We start from the raw sequence: 18,810 nt of genomic DNA, 5'->3' as shown, positions 1-18,810 counted from the left end.
CACACGGATGACGCCGACGCTCCCATCCGTGTGTCTCCGTGTGCATCCGTGGACCCTGCGAAGCACGAGCCGGCCTCACCCCCCAGCCCCGACCCCTTCGCCCACTGGCCCAGGCGCATGGTCCCGGACCACCCCTTCAACTCGAGCTGACAGGGCTCTCCCGGCGACGCCGGAGTGGCGCGAACCGCCGCCTTCGGACCACGAAAAACACGAAAGGACACGAAAGGGCGTCCGGCCCCGACAGGCCGCGAAGCGGCGCCCCCTCGTGGAAATAATCGCGGAAGCCCGCGACTCCATGACCGACCCTCCGCTCACGCGGAGGCTCAGGATGCCCGGCCCCTTTCGTGTCCTTTCGTGTTTTTCGTGGTTCCAGACAGACGCAGAGACCGACAGGCCTCCGGCGTCGCCCGTCATGGACCGCAAGACGCGCGCCCGGGACACGCCGGTCCCGCGCCCGATCCGCTCAGTAGTCGCGGCGCCAGCGGATGGCGATGCGGTTGCCGGACTCGCCGGCCAGCCGCGACAGGATCGAGAGGTTCTTGCGGATGCGCCATTCCACCGTCGCCGTCGGCCCCTCGCGCCCGCCGCCCGTGAGTTCGAGATAGACGTCGTCGGTCAGGTACTTGCCGCCCGAGACCGTCACGCCCGCTTCGTCGCCGCCGCCGAACGCCAGGCGGTCCAGGCCGGCGAAGTTGCGCAGGTTGCCCACCACGTCGAACCCGCCGCCCCCCGCCAGCGACGACAGCGCCACGGCGAGCTGGGCCGCCTCCACCGCCGAGAGCTGCGAGGCCGAGCGGCCGAACAGCACCTGGGCCAGGATCTCGTCGTTGGGCAGGCTGGGCGACGACACCAGGGTGATCTCGGGCTTGGCCGCCGTGCCGCGGATCCGCACCGTCACCGTCAGGGTGTCGTCTTCCTCGGTGGCGTCCAGTTGCAGCCGGATGTTCTGGGGACGGGTCGACAGATAGACCACGCCGCGGTCGTCGAAGGTGAAACGCCGGCCGGCGAAGTCGTAGTCGCCGCGCACCACCCGCGCCACGCCCGACAGCTCGGGCTGGGCCGTCGTGCCGCCCACGCGCGCGTCCAGCGACATCTCCAGGTCCAGTCCCCGCCCGCGCAGATAGATCCGCCGCGGCGCGCGCAGGCGCACGTCCAGCGCCCAGGCGGGGCCGGCCCGTGCGCGTGCGGGAACCGTGGTCTGCAGGTCGTCGGGGCGGTTGATCTCCTTCACCTCCATCGGGACCACGCCCGAGGGCACCGGCGGGTCGGCGGCCACCTCGGCCTCGTTGATGGTGAAGTCGCCCGTGAGCGTCACCTTCCCGTCGGCCGCGCGGTTGATGGCGCCCTGGCCCGTCGCCGAGGCCGAGGCCTGGTCGGTCTCGATCAGGCGGAAGTCCTGAAGGTCGAGCCGGAAGCTGGACACCCCCGCCCGCTCCAGGCTGATCCGGCCCTGGCCGTTGAGCTTCCCGCCCTTCCCATCGACGCCCCGGGCTTCGGTGACGTCGACCGCGTGCTCGTCGAAGCTGGCCCTGACCGCCACCTCGCGCAGCGAAAGGCCCGTCGCGCCGTCGTCGAACCGGCCCCGCTCCACCACGACCGAGCCGCGGGCGCGCGGGTCCGCCAGCGCGCCCGACACCTGGCCCTGGGCCCGCACGAAGCCCGAGAGGGCCCGGTCGCCGCCGATCAGCAGGTCCCAGAGCGGGCCCACCTCGCCCTCGAAGTCGAAGCGGCCGCTCATCGGCCTCTGGCGGGCTATGGCCACGCGGAACGGCGCGGCCGAGGCCTCGGCAGGCAGGACGAAGGCCGCCTCGCCCTTCACGCCGCTGTCGTTGGTGGTGGTCAGGTCGATCGAGAGGCTGTCGTCCGTCAGCCGGGCGCGGACGGTCCCGTCCAGGCCCAGCTTGGCCGGGGCGCCCCGCCCGCGCAGGTTGATCATCCGCGCCTCGAGGTCGCCGGCCAGCCGCTCGCCCTGGCCCCGGAGCGCCAGCGTGGCGTTCAGGCGGCCCGTCAGGTCGGGATCGAACAGGCCCAGGCCCAGCCGGTCGATGCGCGCCCGAAGGTCGGCGCCGCTCCGGTTCAGCGCGCCGTCGACCGAGATCAGCCCCCCGTCCTCGGCGACCAGCCGGATACGCGCGGTGCGGTCGTCGCCGACGAGGCGCACGCTGGCGGCCTCGGTCGTCCGCAGGCCCCGGCCGGCCAGCCGCCCCTGGCCGGCGAAGGTGACGCCATAGCCCGGCGCGAGGTCCGAGAGCACGCCCTGCCCCTCGACGGCCCACGGTCCCCGGTCGGACGCGCCCCGGACATCCAGCGTGTAGGGCAGGCGCGACAGCGGGCCGTCCGCGGTGACCGTCGCCGTCCGGATCACCATGGGCGAGCCCGGAAGCTGCACGGCCTGGCCCCGCAGCGACAGGTTGGCCTGGGGGCCGCCCGCGGCGTCGCGCACCCTGAGCGCGCCCGAGAGCCGGCCGCCGTCCAGGAACGCGCCCTTCACCACCTCCAGCCTGAGGTCGGCCGCCGACGGGCTGGCGCGACGCAGCGACACCGAGCCTTCGGCCGTCAGCCCGCCGGCGTCCACCGACAGGTCGCTGAGGTCGACGCCGCCCCGCGGGAAGCGGAAGTCGGCGCGGCCGCGCGCCGGGCCGAAGGCGCTGTCGGCCGTCAGCGCCACGGCCCCGTTCGAGCCGTCGGCCTGTTGGACGAACGTCAGGGTCAGCTTCGCGTCGCGCAGCGGCAGGCGGGGGACGTCCACCTGCTCGATGGCGGCCGTCAGGTCGAGGCGCGGCGCGGCGACCGTCCCGGCCACCCGCCCGTCGCCGCTCAGGCGGCCGGTGATCTCGACCGGGCCGGCGCGCACCGGGCCCTGGGCGCTCCAGTCGGTCTTGAACGCCAGGGTTCCGTTCGCTGCCATCGTCCCGCTGGCCGAGGCGTCGAGCGCGGCGCCGTTCAGGGCGGCGCGGGCCACCTCCAGCCGTCCGGCCTGCCAGTTCGCGCGGACCTGGAGCCGCGGCGCGGCGCCCAGCAGACGGTCGAGTTCGGACACCCCCAGGGCCAGGCGCTCGCCCCGCGCGTCCAGTGTGAAGGACCACGGCGCGCCCGCGCGGGCCTGGGTCGCCTGCCAGTCGGCGCCTGCGCCGCCGCGGGCGCCGGCCTGGGCGGCTTCCAGGTTGGAGACCGAAGCCCGGCCCTTGAAGGTCAGCCCGCCCAGCAGGCTGCGGCCGCCCGAGGCCTCCACCCGCAGGCCCCGGCCGGCGACGTCCAGGTCGCGCAGCAGGATCTGCCCGTTGGCCAGGCGCTCGGCCGACAGCGCCGCCGTGGGCGCACCGCCCAGCAGCGCCGCCGCGAAGCCCTCGCCTCGCCCGCCGACCCCGGCCAGCCGCGTCTCGACGCGCACGCCGGCCTTCCCCGCCGCGACCTCGACAGGCCCCGCGATCCGGTTCAGTCCGTATCCGCCCAGGTCGATGGCCGAGACCGCCGCATCCCCGGCGAACCGCCAGCCGGTCCCATCGCCCCGCAGGACGCCCGTGAGGCCTGCGGCGCCCATGTTCGGGCCCTGGGTGATCCGCGACAGCGAGGGCGCCGACACCGCCACGCGCAGGCCGGCCGGCCCCGTTCGCCGCGCGCCCAGGTCGCCCAGGCCCCAGATTCGCGCCTGGACGGCCTCGGCCTGCGCGCGCGCGTCCAGCGCATAGGCGCCCTCGCCCGCCTTACGGCCCGAGAGGGCGAAGGTCACTTCGGGGCCCAGCCGCTCGGCCAGGGGCGCCGTCAGCGACGACGCCGACAGGGACAGGCGCCCGTCGGCCTGTCCGCCCGCCGGCGTCCACGCGCCCTTGGCCGTCAGGGGCATGGTGTCCCCCGAGACCGCGCGCGCCGAGAATCGGCCCGCCGACGTGGTCCCGTCGGCGCGGATCGACAGCTCGAACGCCTGCTGCGCCGGCAGCCCCAGGGCGCCGGCCAGCGCCCCGCCCCGCGCCTCGCGCGCGTCGGTGACGATCCGGAGCGGCCCGGCGCCGCCGACACGGAAGTCCACGGCCAGCCGGTCTCCGGGGTGCAGGACGCTGTCGGCCGACAGCCGTGCGCTGCGCGTCCCGACCCGGGCGATGTCGAGGCCCGCCTTCACGTCATAGACGCCGCGCTCGTAGCTGAAGGCCGGCTCCATCACGAGCCGGGTGCGGATCGCATCGATCCTGAACGAGACCGGCAGGCCGCGATCCTGGCCCTTCGGCCCCAGTTCGGGCCGGCGCAGCACCCGGACCTGCCGCACCTCGATCAGGTCCGCGTCGAAGCGGCGCCGCAGCAGCTCCAGATACCGCCATGTCAGCCGGACGTCCTGGGCCTCCAGCCAGACGCCCTTGTCGTCCCGGATCGTCAGGCGGCGCACCCGGGCGTCGCGCCAGATGTCGCCGCTGAGCCCCTCGATCTTCAGCCGGCCGATGCGCCCCAGTTCGAGGCCGTCCGTCCGCGCCTCGATCAGCAGCCGGACCTGCGGCAGCAGCACGCCATAGCGCAGGCCGGCGACGACGGCGGCCAGGAGCACGAACACCCCCAGCGTCGCGACGAGGGCGATGCGCATGGCCCCCGCGCCCCTGCGCCGGACGCCGCGGCCCGCCCCGGCGCCCGGCGCGCGCTCCGGCCCGGTTCCGGGCGACGTGTCTGGCCCCTCGCTCAAAAGCTCTGTCCGATGCTGACGTAGATCTGAAAGGCCGGCTCGCCGCGCTTGCGGGCGACGGGCGTGGCGATGTCGAAGCGGATCGGGGCGAAGCCCAGATTGTACCGCACGCCGACGCCCGCGCCCACGGCCAGGTCCTGGAAGTCCACCGGCCCGCTCGATCCCACGGCGCCCGTGTCGACGAAGGCCGCGAAGCCCCACCGCTCGGTCAGCCGGCGGCGAAGCTCCAGGGACGATTCGAAGAGGAAGACCCCGCCGCGCGGCGTGTTGTCGTCCAGCCGCGGCCCCACCGCCTGAAAGGGGAAGCCCCGGACCGAACCGCCGCCGCCCGCGTAGAAGCGCTGCGAAGCGGGAACCTCGTCCACCGTCCCGTTGATGATCCGCCCGGCGCGCACCCGCGCGGCGATCACCGTGTCCGACGCGCGGTCCAGCGACAGGTAGTAGGTCCCCTGCGCCACGGCGCGCAGATACGGCAGCGTGGTGTCGCCGACGATCAGGGTCGGCTCCAGCCGCGTGCTCAGCCGCCACCCGCGGGTCGGGTCGAGGGGATCGTTCGACCGGTCGAGGAGCAGGTCCGCCAGCGTCCCCACCGTCACCAGGTCGCGTCCCAGCGGCATGAGCGTGCCCGCGCGGAGCTCCTCGGTTCGGCTGAGGTCCAGGGAGACGCCGTACGTGAAGTACGAGGTGGGGCCGTAGCGGCGCGTGATGTCCGCCTGCACGCCGGCGCCGGTCTCGTCGTAGGCGTCGGTCCGCACGCGATAGACGGCGGCGCTGGTCTTCAGCGTCTGCTGGGCCTTGCGCCAGTGCGGCAGCGACAGTTCGGCGCCGGCGCGGCTGTCGCGCACCGAGACCTGCGCCAGCAGCGCGAGGGTGTCGGCGCGGCCCAGGCGGTTGTAGCGGGTCCAGCGCGCATTGACCCCGAAGCCGTCGGCGGTGTCGTAGCTGGCGCTGCCCTCGATCGTCCGGGGCGCGCGCTCGGCCAGGCTGACGACCACGGGGCGCAGGCCTTCCTCCGTGGTCTTCTCAGGTGGGGTCAGGGCGACGGTCACGGTGTCGTAGACGCCGGTGTCCAGCAGGCGGCGCTCCAGCTCGGCCACGTCGGTGGGATCGTAGATGTCGCCTTCGGTCCAGGGCGCCAGGCCGCGGATCCAGGCCGGTCGGGTGCGGCCGTCCGTCGTGATCTCCAGTCCGTCCAGGCGGACCAGCCCACCCGCCGCGATCCGGTAGGTGGGGCTCACGGAGAAGTCGGCGTGGTCGACGATCACCTCGCGGGGCTCGGCCGTCGCATCCGCGTAGCCGCGCGCCTGGATCGCCGCGATGACCCGCCCTTCGGCGGCGACGACCTCGGCCGCCCGTCCCGGGCCGCCCGGCTTGAGTCCCAAGGCCGCCGTGGCGGCGGTCTGGGCGTCGGCCGCGGGCGCCTCCCCCTGCCAGGCGATGGCGCTGGAGCCCAGAAGGAAGCGTCGGCCCGGCGAGATCCGGACGACGGGGCGCGGCGGCTCGCCGTCGCTCACATCGGGCTGAACGTCGTAGGCATAGTAGCCCTCGGACCGCAGGACGGCGATGGCGTCCTCGGCCGCCGCCCGCGCGCGGCGACGCGCCTCGAAGCGGTTCTCGACGGGCCGGTCGACCTCGCCGACCGCCCGCTGGATGTCGCCCCGCAGGCTCCCGTCCAATTCGCCCTGGATCGTGGCCTTGGGTTCCGCGGCGACAGCGAGCGCCGGCGCGCAGAATGCCGCCGAGGCGGCGACGACGGAAAGCAGTCGACCCAAGCCCGAATCCCCGTTCGCGCCCCCCGATTTCCGGGTGTAGCCGCCGCCCCGGTCCGTGTCATCCAAACCCGGCGCCCAAATGATAGGCGCCCGCCTGACCTGTGATCCGGAGAACACGAATTTGCAGGTCCCGCTATCGGACGCGCCGTAAGCGTCCTACAGAGTCGAGGCTGTAGCGGGCTTTAGAGGCGTGGATTCCACTGTGAGCGTCAGGCGCGATGAGCCGGCCCCGGACGATGTGGCGGCCCCGGTGGCGGGACCCTACGACGAAATGCTGACGCCGGACGGCCAGGTGCGGCCCCACTATGCGGCGCTGGACGCCCGGCTTGCGACCCTGACCCCCGACGAACTCGCCGAGCGGCAGCGCACGCAGGAACGGTTCTTCCTCCTCCAGGGCATCACCTTCACGGTCTACGGCGCCGAGAGCACGACCGAGCGGATCATCCCGTCCGACATCCTGCCGCGGATCATCGCCGGCGCGGAGTGGGCCCGGATCGAGTCGGGTCTGGCCCAGCGGCTGCGCGCCCTGAACATGTTCCTGGCCGACATTTATTCGGAACAGCAGATCCTGATGGACGGGGTCGTGCCGCGCGAGCTGGTGCTGAACGCGCCCAGCTACCGGCGCGAGATGCAGAACCTGTACGTGCCGCACAAGGCCTACGCCAACGTCTGCGGCTCGGACCTCATCCGACAGGAGAACGGCGAGTTCGCGGTGCTGGAGGACAACCTGCGGGTCCCGTCCGGCGTCTCGTACATGCTGGCCAACCGCGAGGCCTCGCGGCGCGTCTTCCCCGGCACCTTCCGCTCGGCCGGCGTCCGGTCGATCGACCGCTATCCCGACCTCCTGCTCGCGACGCTGAAGAGCATGGCGGCCGACTGGCGGCCAAATCCCCAGGTCGTGGTGCTGACGCCCGGCGTCTACAACTCGGCCTACTACGAGCACGCCTACCTCGCGCGGCTCATGGGCGTTCCGCTGGTCGAGGGCCGCGACCTCGTGGTCCACGACAACATGGTCTACATGCGGACCACCACGGGCCTGCGCCGGATCGACGTCATCTACCGCCGCGTGGACGACGACTTCATCGACCCCCTCACCTTCCGCCGCGACTCCTCCCTGGGCGCCGCGGGCCTGTTCAACGCCTACCGCGCCGGCAACGTGGTGATCTGCAACGCGCCGGGCACCGGGGTCGCCGACGACAAGGCGGTCTACGCCTATGTGCCCGAGATGATCCGCTACTACCTGGGCGAGGACGCCATCCTGCCCAACATCGAGACCTACCTCTGCCGCGAGAAGGCCCAGCTCAGCCACGTGCTGGCCAACCTCGACAAGCTGGTGGTCAAGGCGGTGGGGGCGTCGGGCGGTTACGGCATGCTGGTGGGGCCGCACTCCACCAAGGCCCAGCAGGCCGAGTTCGCCGAGGCGCTGAAGGCCGACCCGGACAACTACATCGCCCAGCCCACGATCCAGCTTTCCACCGCGCCTTGCCTCATCGACCACGCGGTCGAACCCCGGCACGTGGACCTGCGGCCCTTCATCCTCTCGGGCGAGAAGATCGTGGTGACGCCCGGGGCGCTCACCCGGGTGGCGCTCAAGAAGGGTTCGCTGGTGGTGAATTCCAGCCAGGGCGGCGGCTCGAAGGACACCTGGGTGCTCAGCGACACGAAGGGAGACCGCGCATGATGCTCGCGCGCGTCGCCGACAGCCTCTACTGGATCGGTCGCTATGTGGAGCGGGCCGAGCACATGTGCCGGCTCTCGGACGTGATGCTCTCGGCGACGCTGGACAGGTCCGAGGCGGCGACCCAGGTGGCGAGGATCGCCCTGGCCGCCGTCGGCGACCCGGACGTGGCCAAGGCCAAGAGCCCCTACGAGGCGGCGCTCGCGCTCACCCTCGACAAGGAGGACGACGGCTCGATCCTCTGCTCGATCTCGCGGGCGCGGGAGAACGCGCGGCAGGTGCGCGACCAGATCACCACCGAGACCTGGGAGCGGCTGAACCTCATCTACCTGCGCATGACCGACCCGAACGCCGGACGTTCGTTCGCCGACGGATCGCAGCTCTTCCTGCACGACACCATCGCAGACCTGCACCTGTTCAAGGGCGCCGGCGACGCCACCATGAGTCATGGCGAGGGCTGGAGCTTCCTGCTGCTCGGCGTCTACCTGGAACGCGCGCAACTCATCGGATCGCTGCTCGAGGTAGTGTTCGGCGAGACCCGCCGGCGGCGGCCGCTGGGAGACCATTTCGCGCTGACCAGCGTGCTGCGCATGGGCTGCGCGCTGGAGCCGTACCTGCGGGCCTACACGGCCGAGATGCGGCCGCGGCTGATCCTTCAGTTCCTGCTGCTGGACGAGGATTTCCCGCGCTCGATCCGGTTCTGCGCCCAGGAGATCGAAGGGCACCTGTCGGCCATCATCCGCCATGCCGGCCTGGCGGGCAGCGTCGGCCCCGACCGCCTGGCCGGCCGCCTCCGCGCGCGGATGCAGTACGCGGACCTGGACGAGATCGAGGCGGGCGGCGCCAGCGCCTTCCTCAAGACGGTGCTGGACGAATGCGCCGCCATCCACCGCAGCCTGTACGACACCTTCGTGGCCTACCCGCTCGAAGACCGGCTGCCGGCCTAGGAGTCCGCCCGTGCTGCTCGAAATCCGCCACGTCACCCAGTACCGCTACGCCTTCCCGGTGCGCGAGAGCGTCATGGAAGTCTGGATGCAGCCGCAGAAGAGCGCGCGCCAGCGGCTGGTGAGCTTCGACCTCGATCTGGATCCGCCGGCCCAGGTGTTCAGCTACGCCGACAGTTTCGGCAACGCGGTCTACCACTTCGACGTGCCCCAGCCGCACGACAGCCTGACCATCACCGCCCGCTCGGCCGTCGAAACCCAGGTTCCGCCGCCCCTGCCCGACAAGCTGGATCAGGGCGAATGGGATCGCCTGCGCTCGGAATTCCTGCGCGGCGAGAACTTCGACTTCCTGCATCCGCACGGCTTCGCCCGCGAGAGCGAGGCGCTGCATCACTACATGGCCGATCACGACATCGACGGCCTGCGAAACCGCGATCCCCTGTCAGCGCTCCGGGCGTTGAACGAGACGATCTACGCCTCGTTCGGCTACGAGGCGGGCGTCACCCGCGCCGACAGCCCGATCGACGACGTGCTGAAGGCGCGCAAGGGCGTCTGCCAGGACTTCGCCCACGTGATGATCGCCATTTGCCGCTCCTGGGGCGTTCCGGCGCGCTACGTGTCGGGCTATCTGTTCACCGACCGCAAGCACGGCGACCGCTCGGACCCCGACGCGACCCACGCCTGGGTCGAGGTGTTCCTGCCCAGCGTGCGGTGGATCGGCTTCGATCCCACCAACAACACGCCCGCGACCGAGCGCCATGTGGCCTGCGCCATAGGCCGCGACTACTCCGACGTTCCGCCGTCGCGTGGGGTCTACAAGGGCGAGGCCGAGAGCCAGCTTGCCGTGGGCGTGTCGGTGCGCAAGGCGCGCGCCGCGATCACCGAGCCGGAATTCCTGCGCGTGTCGCCCGCGACCCGTGGTGGTCAGGCTTCGCGCCGGATGCAGGGCTCGGCCTATCAGCACCAGCAGCGGCTGCACCAGATGCAGCAACAGCAGCAGTAGGGGGCGCTGCGGCGGGAGAGCGCTCTTGCGATGACGCTCTGGCCCGCCGTCCGGATCGGGGCCGGGAATCGGCGCGCCGGTGGGCCGTCGTAGCCCGCCGCAGCCTTCGCAATATAGGTCAGGTCGCAGCCGGGAACAGCCGCGCGATCATCGCCACCGCGGCGTCGGCCTCGGCGCGGTCGGGCGCTTCGTTGGCGTCGTCGTGGCCGTAGGACTCGTCCGGGCCGCTGTTCTGCACCACCAGGCCATCGCGACGCGAGATCGTGCCGACGCCCCGGTAGTGAACGCCGTAGGTGACCTCGGGCTGCGGGACGAGCCAAGCGATCTGGCCGCGAACCGGCATGAGGCTCTCGTCCTTCCAGAGCGCGCGGGCGCCATAGCCCGGACAGTTGATGATCACCGCCTGGGGCAACCGCGCCAGTTCGGAAGGGCTGTGGAACTCCACCGTCTCGAACCGCCCGCCACCGAGCAGGAAGTCGTCCACCAGCATCCTGGCGTAGGCGGTGATGTTGAACATCGGCAGCGCCGCCCGCCGCGCATAGGGGGTCGGGAACGGATGGTCGGCCGGCGACAGCGTGACCGTCTCCGGCGTCAGGTCACGGATGCGCCCGCCATAGTGGGCGAAACCCATCGGGTCGGGCGACGGCCCGGACGGCCGCAGGTCGGAGAGGATGTAGCGTTCGGTCCATTCCACGGGCGCATCGGCCAGCCCCAGGAACTGCTGATGCATCCGGAAGGAGGAGCGGGTGAACGCCTCCCAGCGGGCCGGGAAGCCGGCGTCGACAGACCCGGAAAGGGCGATGCGGCTGTCGGGCGACCAGACACCCGTGGCCCGTGCCGAACGCGTCTCCTGCGGCCGCTCGCGGGCGTAGATGGTGACGCGCGCGCCCGCGCGCTGGGCGACCGTGGCCGCCGTCAGCCCCAGCGCGCCCGCGCCCAGGACGGCGATGTCGCGCGCGCCGCCCGCCAGGGCCATGCGCACGGCTTCCAGCGCATAGCCCCAGCTCAGCGACCAGCCGCTGCCGCCATGCCCGTAGTTGTGGACCACCAGCTTGTCGCCCACCGTCTCGGCGTCCAGGCGCGGCCCCGCCGCCCGGAACGGGCGCAGGCAGACGGTGATCCCGGTGATGCGGTCGGGCCGGGCGCGGATCGGCGCCAGCGGCGGCGGCCCCCGGAAATCCGGCCGAACGGGCGATGGAGGAGCCGCCGTGGCGCATCCGCCCAGGAGGCCCGAGCCGGCCAGCGTCAGGGCGCCGCCCAGCAGCGCCCGGCGGTCGGGCCGGGCGGACACCGCGGACGGCGGGCGGATCAGGCGGCGCGAAGGGAGCGAGGACATGCCCCATGTAGGCCGCGGCTCCGGCGCCTGCGCAAGCCTACAGCTTGGGCCGGTCGGCCAGATCGGCGCCGGTGATCTGGTAGTGCACAAGCTCGGCGATGTTGGTGGCGTGATCGCCGATCCGCTCCAGATTCTTGGCGATGAACAGGAGGTGGGCGAAGTCGCCCGGCGCGCGCGATTCACGCGTCATGGCCTCGATCAGTCCCGCCAGGACCTTCTCGTGGAGTTGGTCGATCTCGGTGTCGCGGACCCAGACGTTGTAGGCGCCCTGGGCGTCAGAGGCCCGGTAGGCGTCCACCACCGACGACAGGCGCTCGGCGGCCAGGCGGCCCAGCTCGGCGACCGGCTCGGCCTGGGCGGCGTCGGCCGGCGCGTCCATGCGCCCGACCCGCTTGGCGATGTTCTTGGCCAGGTCGCCGCAGCGTTCGAGCTGCATCGCGATCTTCATGGCCGCGATCGGTCGGCGCAGGTCGTCGGCCATCGGCTGGTGGAGCGCGATGAAGCGCACGGCGCGGCGCTCGATGTCGGCGTCCTGCAGGTCGAGGGCGTCGTCGCCGCGCACCACCTTGGCGGCGGCCGTCAGGTCGTGGCGCAGGAAGACGTCGATCGCGGCCCGCACCTGGGCCACGGCGAGGTCGCCCATGGCCGCGAGGTCGCGCGTCATGGCGTTGAGCTGGTCGTCGACGGCTTTGACGGTGTGTTCCATGGCGGGTCCTACCCGTAGCGGCCGGTGACGTAGTCGCGGGTCTGCTCGGCCTGCGGGCTGGTGAAGATCTGCTCGGTCTCGCCGAACTCGACCAGCTTGCCCAGGTGCATGAAGGCGGTGTGGTCCGAGATCCGCGCCGCCTGCCCCATGTTGTGGGTGACGATCACGATCGTGACCTGTTCGGCCAGGTCGTCGATCAGGCTCTCGATCTTGGCGGTGGCGATGGGGTCCAGAGCCGACGTCGGCTCGTCCAGCAGCAGCAGCTTGGGCTCGGGGGCCAGCGCGCGGGCGATGCAGAGGCGCTGCTGCTGCCCGCCCGAGAGTTCGTAGGCCGGCTTCTTCAGGCGGTCGCTGACCTCGTCCCAGATCGCGGCCTGCTTCAGGGCGTGCTCGACACGGCCTTCCACCTCGCTCCTGTTGCGGATGCCCCGCACATAGAGGCCGGCGGCGACGTTCTCGAAGATGCTCTTGGGAAACGGGTTCGGCTTCTGGAACACCATGCCCACCATCAGGCGGACCAGGATGGGATCGACCGCCTTGCCGACCAGGTTCAGCCGGTCGGGCATCAGCTCGATCGCGCCCTCGTATCGGACGCCGAGGTAGAGGTCGTGGATGCGGTTGAAGCAGCGCAGCAGCGTGCTCTTGCCGCAGCCGGACGGGCCGATGATGGCCGTGACCTGCCTGTCGTGGATCGGCATGGAGACGCCGTGCAGCGCCTGGAACTTGCCGTACCAGAAGTTGAGGTCCGACACCTGGGCGCGGATCTGGGCGTCCGCCCCTGCGATGGCTCCCAAGGGCGAAGGCATGCTCACGGAGGGGCTCCTGGCTCGGGTGGTGACGTTCATCTTCAGGTCCGGACCGTTCGGCGCAGGCGGTAGCGCAGGTAGATGGCGAAGCCGTTCATCAGCAGCGTCATGCCGAGCAGGAGGACGCCGGTCGCCGCCGCGTTCTCGTGGAACGCCGCCTGCGGCCGCGAGACCCAGTTGAACATCTGGATCGGCATGACGGTGAAGGGCGAGTTCAGCCAGTCGAGGTTGACGAAGGGCGGGGTCGAGCTGACCGGCGACGGCGGCAGGAAGGCGATGTAGGTCAGGGCGCCGATGGTGATGATGGGCGCGGTCTCGCCGATGGCGCGCGACAGGCCCACGATGGCGCCGGTCAGGATGCCGGGCCGCGCGCTGGGCAGGATATAGTTCCACATCACCTGCCACTGGTTGGCCCCGATGCCGTAGGCGCTCTCGCGCAACCCGGCGGGCACGGCGCGCAGCGCCTCGCGGGTGGCCACGATCACGATCGGCAGGATCAGCAGCGCCAGCACCAGGCCGCCCACCAGGATCGTCTGGCCCATGCCGAGCGCGTAGACGAAGAAGCCCAGGGCCAGCAGGCCGTAGATGATCGAGGGCACGCCGGCCAGGTTGCTGACGTTGATCTCGATGGCGTCGGTCAGGATGTTCTTGGGGGCGTACTCCTCCAGATAAAGGCCGGCCCCCACCCCCAGCGGCACGGCCACCACCGCCGTGACGATCATCACCAGGCTGGTGCCGATCCAGGCCGAGAGCACGCCGGCCTGGGCGGCGCGACGGGACGGGAAGCTGGTGAGGAACTCGGGCGTGATCCGGCCCGCGCCGTCGATGATCAGGTCCGAGACCAGCGTCAGCAGGAGGCCCATGACCACGAACAGCACCAGGACGCCGATGGTCCCGAAGACGAGGTCCTGGGTCTTCTTCTGCGCGACGAGGCGCCGGGTTTCGGCGGGCGCGCCGAGGGCGGTGACCGACATCAGTAGGCCTCCCGGAACTTCCGCCGGAGGAAGAAGCCCAGCAGGTTGAACACCAGGGTGATGACGAACAGCGTCAGGCCCGCCGCGAAGATGGTCGAATAGGCCAGCGAACCGTGCGGGAGGTCGCCCAGGCTCATCTGGACGATATAGGCGGTGATGGTGGCCGCGCCCTCGCGCGGGTCGCCCGTCAGGTTGGGATTCTGGCCGGCGGCGATGGCGACCACCATCGTCTCGCCCACCGCCCGCGAGAAGCCGAGCAGATAGGCCGCCGTCACGCCCGAGAAGGCGCCCGGGATGATGACCGAGAACGCCATCTGCACCCGGCTCATCCCCACCGCGAAGGCGCCCTCGCGCAGCGACATGGGGACGGCCCGCATGGCGTCCTCGCTGATCGAGACCACGTAGGGCAGGATCATCACGCCCATGACGATCCCGGGGATCAGCAGGTTGAAGCCCGAGAGGCCCGGGATGAACTGCCGGGCCAGCGGCGTGAGGAACAGGAGCGCGAAGTAACCGAAGACCACCGTGGGCACCGCGGCCAGCATCTCCAGGATCGGCTTCAGCGCCTCGCGAACCCCGGGCCGCGCGAATTCGCTCAGGTAGATCGCCAGCACCAGGCCCAGCGGCGTGGCCACCGCCATCGCGATTCCCGCCGCCCAGAAGGTGGCCGAGAGCAGGGGCAGGATCCCGTAGCGGGCGTTGGTGAAGACCGGCGTCCATTCGGTGTCGGTCAGGAAGGTGGTCAGCGGGATTTCCCGGAAGAACGGGAGGGATTCCGAGACCAGGACCCAGACGATCGCCCCGGTGATCACCACCGACAGCGCCGCGCAGGCGAAAAGCACCAGCTTCATCGCCGCCGCCAGCAGCCGGCCACGGCGCAGGAACGCGCTGGCGCGCAGCGTCTCGTATTCCGAGAGCGGCTGGCCCGTCGTCATGGTCATGGGCGCCGCCCCTCTCGAACGGTCAACGGCGTCACTTCTGCGCGGCGTCGGCCACGAGATCCTCGGCGGTCACGCCCACCTTGGAGCCGCCGTCGAAGAAGCTGCCGGTCTTGCGCGCGTCGAACTTGGCCACCGCCAGCGGATAGGCCTGGGCCGGAAGCGGCACATAGCCCACCTCCGACACCAGCGGCTCGGCGTGGGTGGCGTCGAAGGCGAATTTCACGAACGCCGCCACGTGCGGCCGCTGGTCCGCCGACGTCTTGCTCACATAGTAGAACAGCGGCCGAGACAGCGGCTGGTAGCTGGCGTTGCGGGCGGTTTCGGCCGAGGGGCCCACGCACGAACCGTCCGCCTGACGGATCTTCACCGCCTTCACCTTGCCGGCGTTCTCGGTGAGATAGGCCAGGCCCAGGTAGCCCAGGGCGTCCGGGTCCCCGCTGACGCCGTTGATGGTGACGTTGTCGTCCTCGGTGGCGGTGTAGTCGCCGCGCGAGGCGCCCTCCTCGCCGTTGATCGCCTTGGTGAAGTAGTCGAACGTGCCCGAGTCAGTGCCGGCGCCGAACAGCTTGACGGCCCGCGAGGGGAAGCCGGGGCGGATCTGGTTCCAGTTCGAGACCTTCCCCTGGGCGCCGGGCTCCCAGAGGGTCTTCAGTTCGCCCACCGTCATGCAGTCGGCGAAGGCGTTCTGGGGGCTGATGACGACGGCGAGGGCGTCCAGCGCCACGGGCAGTTCGATGAACTCGATCCCGGCCTCGGCGCAGGCCTTGGCCTCCTCGCTCTTGATCGGGCGCGACGCCCCGGCGATGTCGACCTCGCCGCGACACAGCTTCTTGAAGCCGCCGCCCGTGCCGGACAGGCCGACCGTGACGCGGGTGCCCGAGGTCTTCTGGAACTCTTCGCCGAGGGCCTCGGAGATCGGATAGACGGTGCTCGAGCCGTCGATGAGCAGCACGGCGTCCGAGCCGGCAGCGCCCTTGCCCGGATTGTCGCCGCAGGCGGCCAAAGCCAGCGCTGCGCCCGCAACGCCGATGAACATGGTCACGCGCATCGTGATCGTATCTCCAAGGACCGCCGCCGGGCAGCGCCTGAACAGGCCGCCCAGAGAATCCGGCGACGCGGCCAGCCGCGTCGCCCGCACGGGGCGTCATGCCGTGGGTCTACGCGCCCCTCATGACAGTTCGGCGACACCTCTCGAAAGCTTTCGAGACACTTGCGTGACAGTTCGATGACGGCGGCCGCGGATCACGCTATGGAGCCGCCGCGCACGGGCGCGACGCAGCCGTATCGAGGTCTCACGTGAGATGGTTTCAGGCCCTTATGCCGAAGGAGGGCCAGTTCTTCGACCTCTTCGACAGTCATGCCGCCACGCTGAGCGCCGGCGCCCGATCGCTGCACAAGCTGCTGGAAGGCGGTCCCGAGACGCCCCGGCACGGCGCGGACGTCGCCGCCCATGAGGCGCAGGCCGACGATATCGCGCGGGCCGTGATGCTGCATGTGCGCCGCTCGTTCATCACCCCGTTCGACCGGGCCGACATCATCGACCTGATCACCTCGATGGACGACGCCATCGACCAGATGCACAAGACCGCCAAGGTCACCGCCCTGTTCGAGCAGACGACCTTCCAGCCCGACATGCTGAAGCTGGGCGGCGTGATCGTCCAAACCGCCGACCTGATCGGCCAGGCCGTGCCGATGCTGCGCTCGCTGAAGGCCAACGCCGCCAAGCTGGGCGAACTGACCGAGCAGGTCACCACGCTCGAAGAGGAGTCGGACCACCTCTACGACGCCGGGATCGCGGCGCTGTACCGCGACGTCGGCAAGACCGATCCCATGGCCTACATCATCGGCGCCGAGATCTACGACCACCTGGAGAAGGTGGTCGACCGGTTCGAGGATGTGGCCAACCGGGTCAGCAGCGTGCTGATCGAGCATCTGTAAGGCCCTGCCGTGGACCTCGCAGGCGTCAGCTGGCTGCTGATCTTCCTCATCTTCGTCGCGCTGGCGTTCGACTTCCTGAACGGCCTGCACGACGCAGCCAACTCCATCGCGACCGTGGTGGCCACCCGCGTGCTGTCGCCGGGCGTGGCGGTGGCCTGGGCCGCGTTCTTCAACTTCATCGCCTTCCTGTTCTTCGGCCTGCATGTGGCCAATACGGTGGGCAAGGGCATCGTCTCGGCGGACATCGTCTCGGACGCCGTGATCTTCGGGGCGCTGGGCGGCGCGATCAGCTGGAACGTCATCACCTGGCTGGCCGGCATCCCCTCCTCCTCCTCGCACGCGCTGATCGGAGGACTGCTGGGCGCCGGCATCACCAAGGCGGGTTTCGACGGCATCGTCTGGAGCGGCGTGATGAAGACCGTGGCGGGCATCTTCGTCTCGCCGGCCATCGGCTTCGCCCTGGCGCTGACCCTCGTGCTCATCGTCTCGTGGCTGTTCGTGCGGGCCACCCCGGCGCTGGGCGACTCGGTCTTCCGGAAGCTGCAACTCGTCTCGGCGGCCATGTTCTCGCTGGGCCACGGCGGCAACGACGCGCAGAAGACGATGGGCATCATCGCCGTCCTGCTGTTCGCCCACGGCCACCTGGGCGCGGAGTTCCACGTGCCGTTCTGGGTGGTCATCACCTGCCAGGCGGCGCTGGCGCTGGGCACCCTGTTCGGCGGCTGGCGGATCGTCCACACGATGGGGTCCAAGATCACCCGGCTGACGCCGCAGCAGGGCTTCTGCGCCGAGACCGGCGGGGCCATCACCATCTTCCTGGCCACGCATATCGGCGTGCCGATCTCCACCACCCACACCATCACCGGCTCGATCGTGGGTGTGGGGGCCTCCCGGCGCATGTCGGCGGTGCGCTGGAACGTGGCGGGCCGCATCGTCTGGGCCTGGGTCGTCACCCTGCCCGCCTCGGGCCTGATCGCCGCGGCGTTCTACGGCCTCGCCCGCATGGCCGACCGCGCGTTTGGATGAAGACGTCACAGACCTGACACGCCCGCGGGCTAGACTGACGCTCAGTAACCCCCCGCGTATTCTACCAACCGGCCGCCCCGATGGCCGTTCGGCCGCGACCGCCCCCCGGTCGCGGCCACCATTTTCCGCCGGATCGGGCCACGACCGGGTCAGGCACGACTGGATCAGGCCGCGAGCGGCGTCTCGGCCAGCGGCGGCGGCGCAAGGGCGCGGCGCTCCAGCAGCCAGTCGACGATGCGGAACTCGCCGTCGAACCCCTCCACGATCGCCGTGCAACTCTCGACCCAGTCGCCGTCGTTGAGGTACCGGATGTCGCCGAAGTCGCGGATCTCGGCCTTGTGGATGTGTCCGCAGATCACGCCGGACACGCCCCGTCGCCGCGCCTCGTCGGCCATCGCGGTCTCGAACTGGTCGATGAAGGCGACGGCGTCCTTCACCTTGTGCTTCAGGAAGGCCGACAGGCTCCAGTAGTTGAGGCCGAACAGCCGCCGCAGCCGGTTGAAATGGGTGTTGAGCGCGAGCAGCAGGCGGTAGCTCCAGTCCCCAAGGAAAGCCAGCCACTTCGCGTTCTGCACCACCCCGTCGAACTCGTCGCCGTGGGTCACCAGGTAGCGCCGGCCGTCGGCGGCTTCATGGATCGCGTCGCGGACCACCACCACCCCGCCGAAGTGGACGCCGCAGAAGTCGCGGATGCGGTCGTCGTGGTTGCCCGGGACGTAGACGACGCGCACGCCCTTGCGGGCCAGGCGCAGGATCTTCTGCACCACGTCGTTGTGCGCCTGGGGCCAGAACCACCCGGACTTCATCTTCCAGCCGTCGACGATGTCGCCCACGAGGTAGAGAGTCTCGCACTCCAGCTCGCGGATGAACTCCAGCAGCAGATCGGCCTGGCAGCCCTTGGTCCCCAGGTGGATGTCCGAGATGAAGGCCGTCCGGCAGCGGACGGTCGGCGCGTGCTCCGGCATCGCGGTCCCCCAAAACAGCGAAGTCACGCGTCGGCTAACGGGAGTCCGTGACGGA

General features: G+C 71.0%; 14 protein-coding genes. 5 read left to right on the top strand and 9 right to left on the bottom strand.

Annotation, left to right across the window (positions count from 1 at the left end; translation table 11 throughout):
- Positions 1-463: 463 nt before the first annotated feature.
- Positions 464-4,570 (bottom strand): translocation/assembly module TamB domain-containing protein, encoded by a 4,107-nt coding sequence (locus tag WG212_RS21730; RefSeq protein WP_337189207.1) that lies wholly within the window; start codon positions 4,568-4,570, stop codon positions 464-466.
- 92 nt (positions 4,571-4,662) lie between these two features.
- Positions 4,663-6,438, bottom strand: a complete 1,776-nt coding sequence (locus WG212_RS21725; RefSeq protein ID WP_337189206.1) for an autotransporter assembly complex family protein — start codon at positions 6,436-6,438, stop codon at positions 4,663-4,665.
- A 271-nt stretch (positions 6,439-6,709) separates the two neighbouring features.
- Between WG212_RS21725 and WG212_RS21720 the strand changes: the two genes are divergently transcribed.
- Genes WG212_RS21720 through WG212_RS21710 form a run of 3 tightly spaced genes read left to right on the top strand, consistent with a single transcriptional unit; the run spans position 6,710 to position 10,063 of the window.
- A complete protein-coding gene (locus WG212_RS21720; protein ID WP_337189209.1) occupies positions 6,710-8,119 on the top strand; it encodes a circularly permuted type 2 ATP-grasp protein in 1,410 nt (469 codons plus the stop codon).
- Positions 8,116-9,063, top strand: a complete 948-nt coding sequence (locus WG212_RS21715; protein WP_337189205.1) for an alpha-E domain-containing protein — start codon at positions 8,116-8,118, stop codon at positions 9,061-9,063. Before WG212_RS21720 ends, WG212_RS21715 begins: the two co-directional genes overlap by 4 nt.
- Before the next feature lie 10 nt (positions 9,064-9,073).
- On the top strand, positions 9,074-10,063 hold the full coding sequence (locus WG212_RS21710; protein WP_337189204.1) for a transglutaminase family protein: 990 nt from the start codon (positions 9,074-9,076) through the stop codon (positions 10,061-10,063).
- A gap of 118 nt (positions 10,064-10,181) precedes the next feature.
- On the opposite strand, the gene WG212_RS21705 is transcribed toward WG212_RS21710, so the two are convergent.
- The 6 genes from WG212_RS21705 to WG212_RS21680 are packed head-to-tail and all read right to left on the bottom strand — an operon-like array spanning position 10,182 to position 15,874.
- Positions 10,182-11,399 carry an FAD-dependent oxidoreductase gene (locus WG212_RS21705; protein WP_337189203.1) on the bottom strand — a complete coding sequence of 406 codons (1,218 nt, stop codon included), beginning with the start codon at positions 11,397-11,399 and terminating at the stop codon, positions 10,182-10,184.
- Between the two features lie 37 nt (positions 11,400-11,436).
- The gene (gene phoU / locus WG212_RS21700) at positions 11,437-12,105 is read right to left on the bottom strand and encodes a phosphate signaling complex protein PhoU (RefSeq protein ID WP_337189202.1); all 669 of its coding nucleotides are present in this window, start codon (positions 12,103-12,105) and stop codon (positions 11,437-11,439) included.
- An 8-nt stretch (positions 12,106-12,113) separates the two neighbouring features.
- Positions 12,114-12,911, bottom strand: coding sequence for a phosphate ABC transporter ATP-binding protein PstB (gene pstB, locus WG212_RS21695; RefSeq protein ID WP_337189208.1), 798 nt, complete (start codon positions 12,909-12,911; stop codon positions 12,114-12,116).
- Positions 12,912-12,952: 41 nt separating this feature from the next.
- The gene (gene pstA, locus WG212_RS21690; RefSeq protein WP_337189201.1) at positions 12,953-13,885 is read right to left on the bottom strand and encodes a phosphate ABC transporter permease PstA; all 933 of its coding nucleotides are present in this window, start codon (positions 13,883-13,885) and stop codon (positions 12,953-12,955) included.
- A complete protein-coding gene (pstC, locus tag WG212_RS21685) occupies positions 13,885-14,826 on the bottom strand; it encodes a phosphate ABC transporter permease subunit PstC (protein ID WP_337189200.1) in 942 nt (313 codons plus the stop codon). The genes pstA and pstC overlap by 1 nt, the downstream gene beginning before the upstream one ends.
- A 31-nt stretch (positions 14,827-14,857) precedes the next feature.
- The gene (locus WG212_RS21680; protein ID WP_337189199.1) at positions 14,858-15,874 is read right to left on the bottom strand and encodes a PstS family phosphate ABC transporter substrate-binding protein; all 1,017 of its coding nucleotides are present in this window, start codon (positions 15,872-15,874) and stop codon (positions 14,858-14,860) included.
- A gap of 248 nt (positions 15,875-16,122) precedes the next feature.
- Here WG212_RS21680 and WG212_RS21675 point away from each other — a divergent pair, with 248 nt between their 5' ends.
- A complete protein-coding gene (locus tag WG212_RS21675) occupies positions 16,123-16,764 on the top strand; it encodes a DUF47 domain-containing protein (protein WP_337189198.1) in 642 nt (213 codons plus the stop codon).
- A 9-nt stretch (positions 16,765-16,773) separates the two neighbouring features.
- A complete protein-coding gene (locus WG212_RS21670) occupies positions 16,774-17,790 on the top strand; it encodes an inorganic phosphate transporter (protein WP_337189197.1) in 1,017 nt (338 codons plus the stop codon).
- A gap of 164 nt (positions 17,791-17,954) precedes the next feature.
- Here WG212_RS21670 and WG212_RS21665 read toward each other — a convergent pair whose 3' ends face one another.
- The gene (locus WG212_RS21665; RefSeq protein ID WP_337189196.1) at positions 17,955-18,755 is read right to left on the bottom strand and encodes a UDP-2,3-diacylglucosamine diphosphatase; all 801 of its coding nucleotides are present in this window, start codon (positions 18,753-18,755) and stop codon (positions 17,955-17,957) included.
- Positions 18,756-18,810: the final 55 nt, after the last annotated feature.

The sequence above is a fragment of the Phenylobacterium sp. genome (genome assembly GCF_037189685.1).
Lineage (GTDB): Bacteria > Pseudomonadota > Alphaproteobacteria > Caulobacterales > Caulobacteraceae > Phenylobacterium.
This window is presented reverse-complemented; position numbering and strand designations above follow the sequence as displayed.

Excerpts from the sequence above, each read along its gene's own strand:
- WG212_RS21730 (WP_337189207.1), bottom strand. The coding sequence starts at position 4,570 with ATGCGCATCGCCCTCGTCGCGACGCTGGGGGTGTTCGTGCTCCTGGCC.
- WG212_RS21720 (WP_337189209.1), top strand. The coding sequence starts at position 6,710 with ATGCTGACGCCGGACGGCCAGGTGCGGCCCCACTATGCGGCGCTGGAC.
- WG212_RS21715 (WP_337189205.1), top strand. The coding sequence starts at position 8,116 with ATGATGCTCGCGCGCGTCGCCGACAGCCTCTACTGGATCGGTCGCTAT.
- WG212_RS21705 (WP_337189203.1), bottom strand. The coding sequence starts at position 11,399 with ATGTCCTCGCTCCCTTCGCGCCGCCTGATCCGCCCGCCGTCCGCGGTG.
- phoU (WP_337189202.1), bottom strand. The coding sequence starts at position 12,105 with ATGGAACACACCGTCAAAGCCGTCGACGACCAGCTCAACGCCATGACG.
- pstB (WP_337189208.1), bottom strand. The coding sequence starts at position 12,911 with ATGCCTTCGCCCTTGGGAGCCATCGCAGGGGCGGACGCCCAGATCCGC.
- pstA (WP_337189201.1), bottom strand. The coding sequence starts at position 13,885 with ATGTCGGTCACCGCCCTCGGCGCGCCCGCCGAAACCCGGCGCCTCGTC.
- pstC (WP_337189200.1), bottom strand. The coding sequence starts at position 14,826 with ATGACCATGACGACGGGCCAGCCGCTCTCGGAATACGAGACGCTGCGC.
- WG212_RS21680 (WP_337189199.1), bottom strand. The coding sequence starts at position 15,874 with ATGCGCGTGACCATGTTCATCGGCGTTGCGGGCGCAGCGCTGGCTTTG.
- WG212_RS21665 (WP_337189196.1), bottom strand. The coding sequence starts at position 18,755 with ATGCCGGAGCACGCGCCGACCGTCCGCTGCCGGACGGCCTTCATCTCG.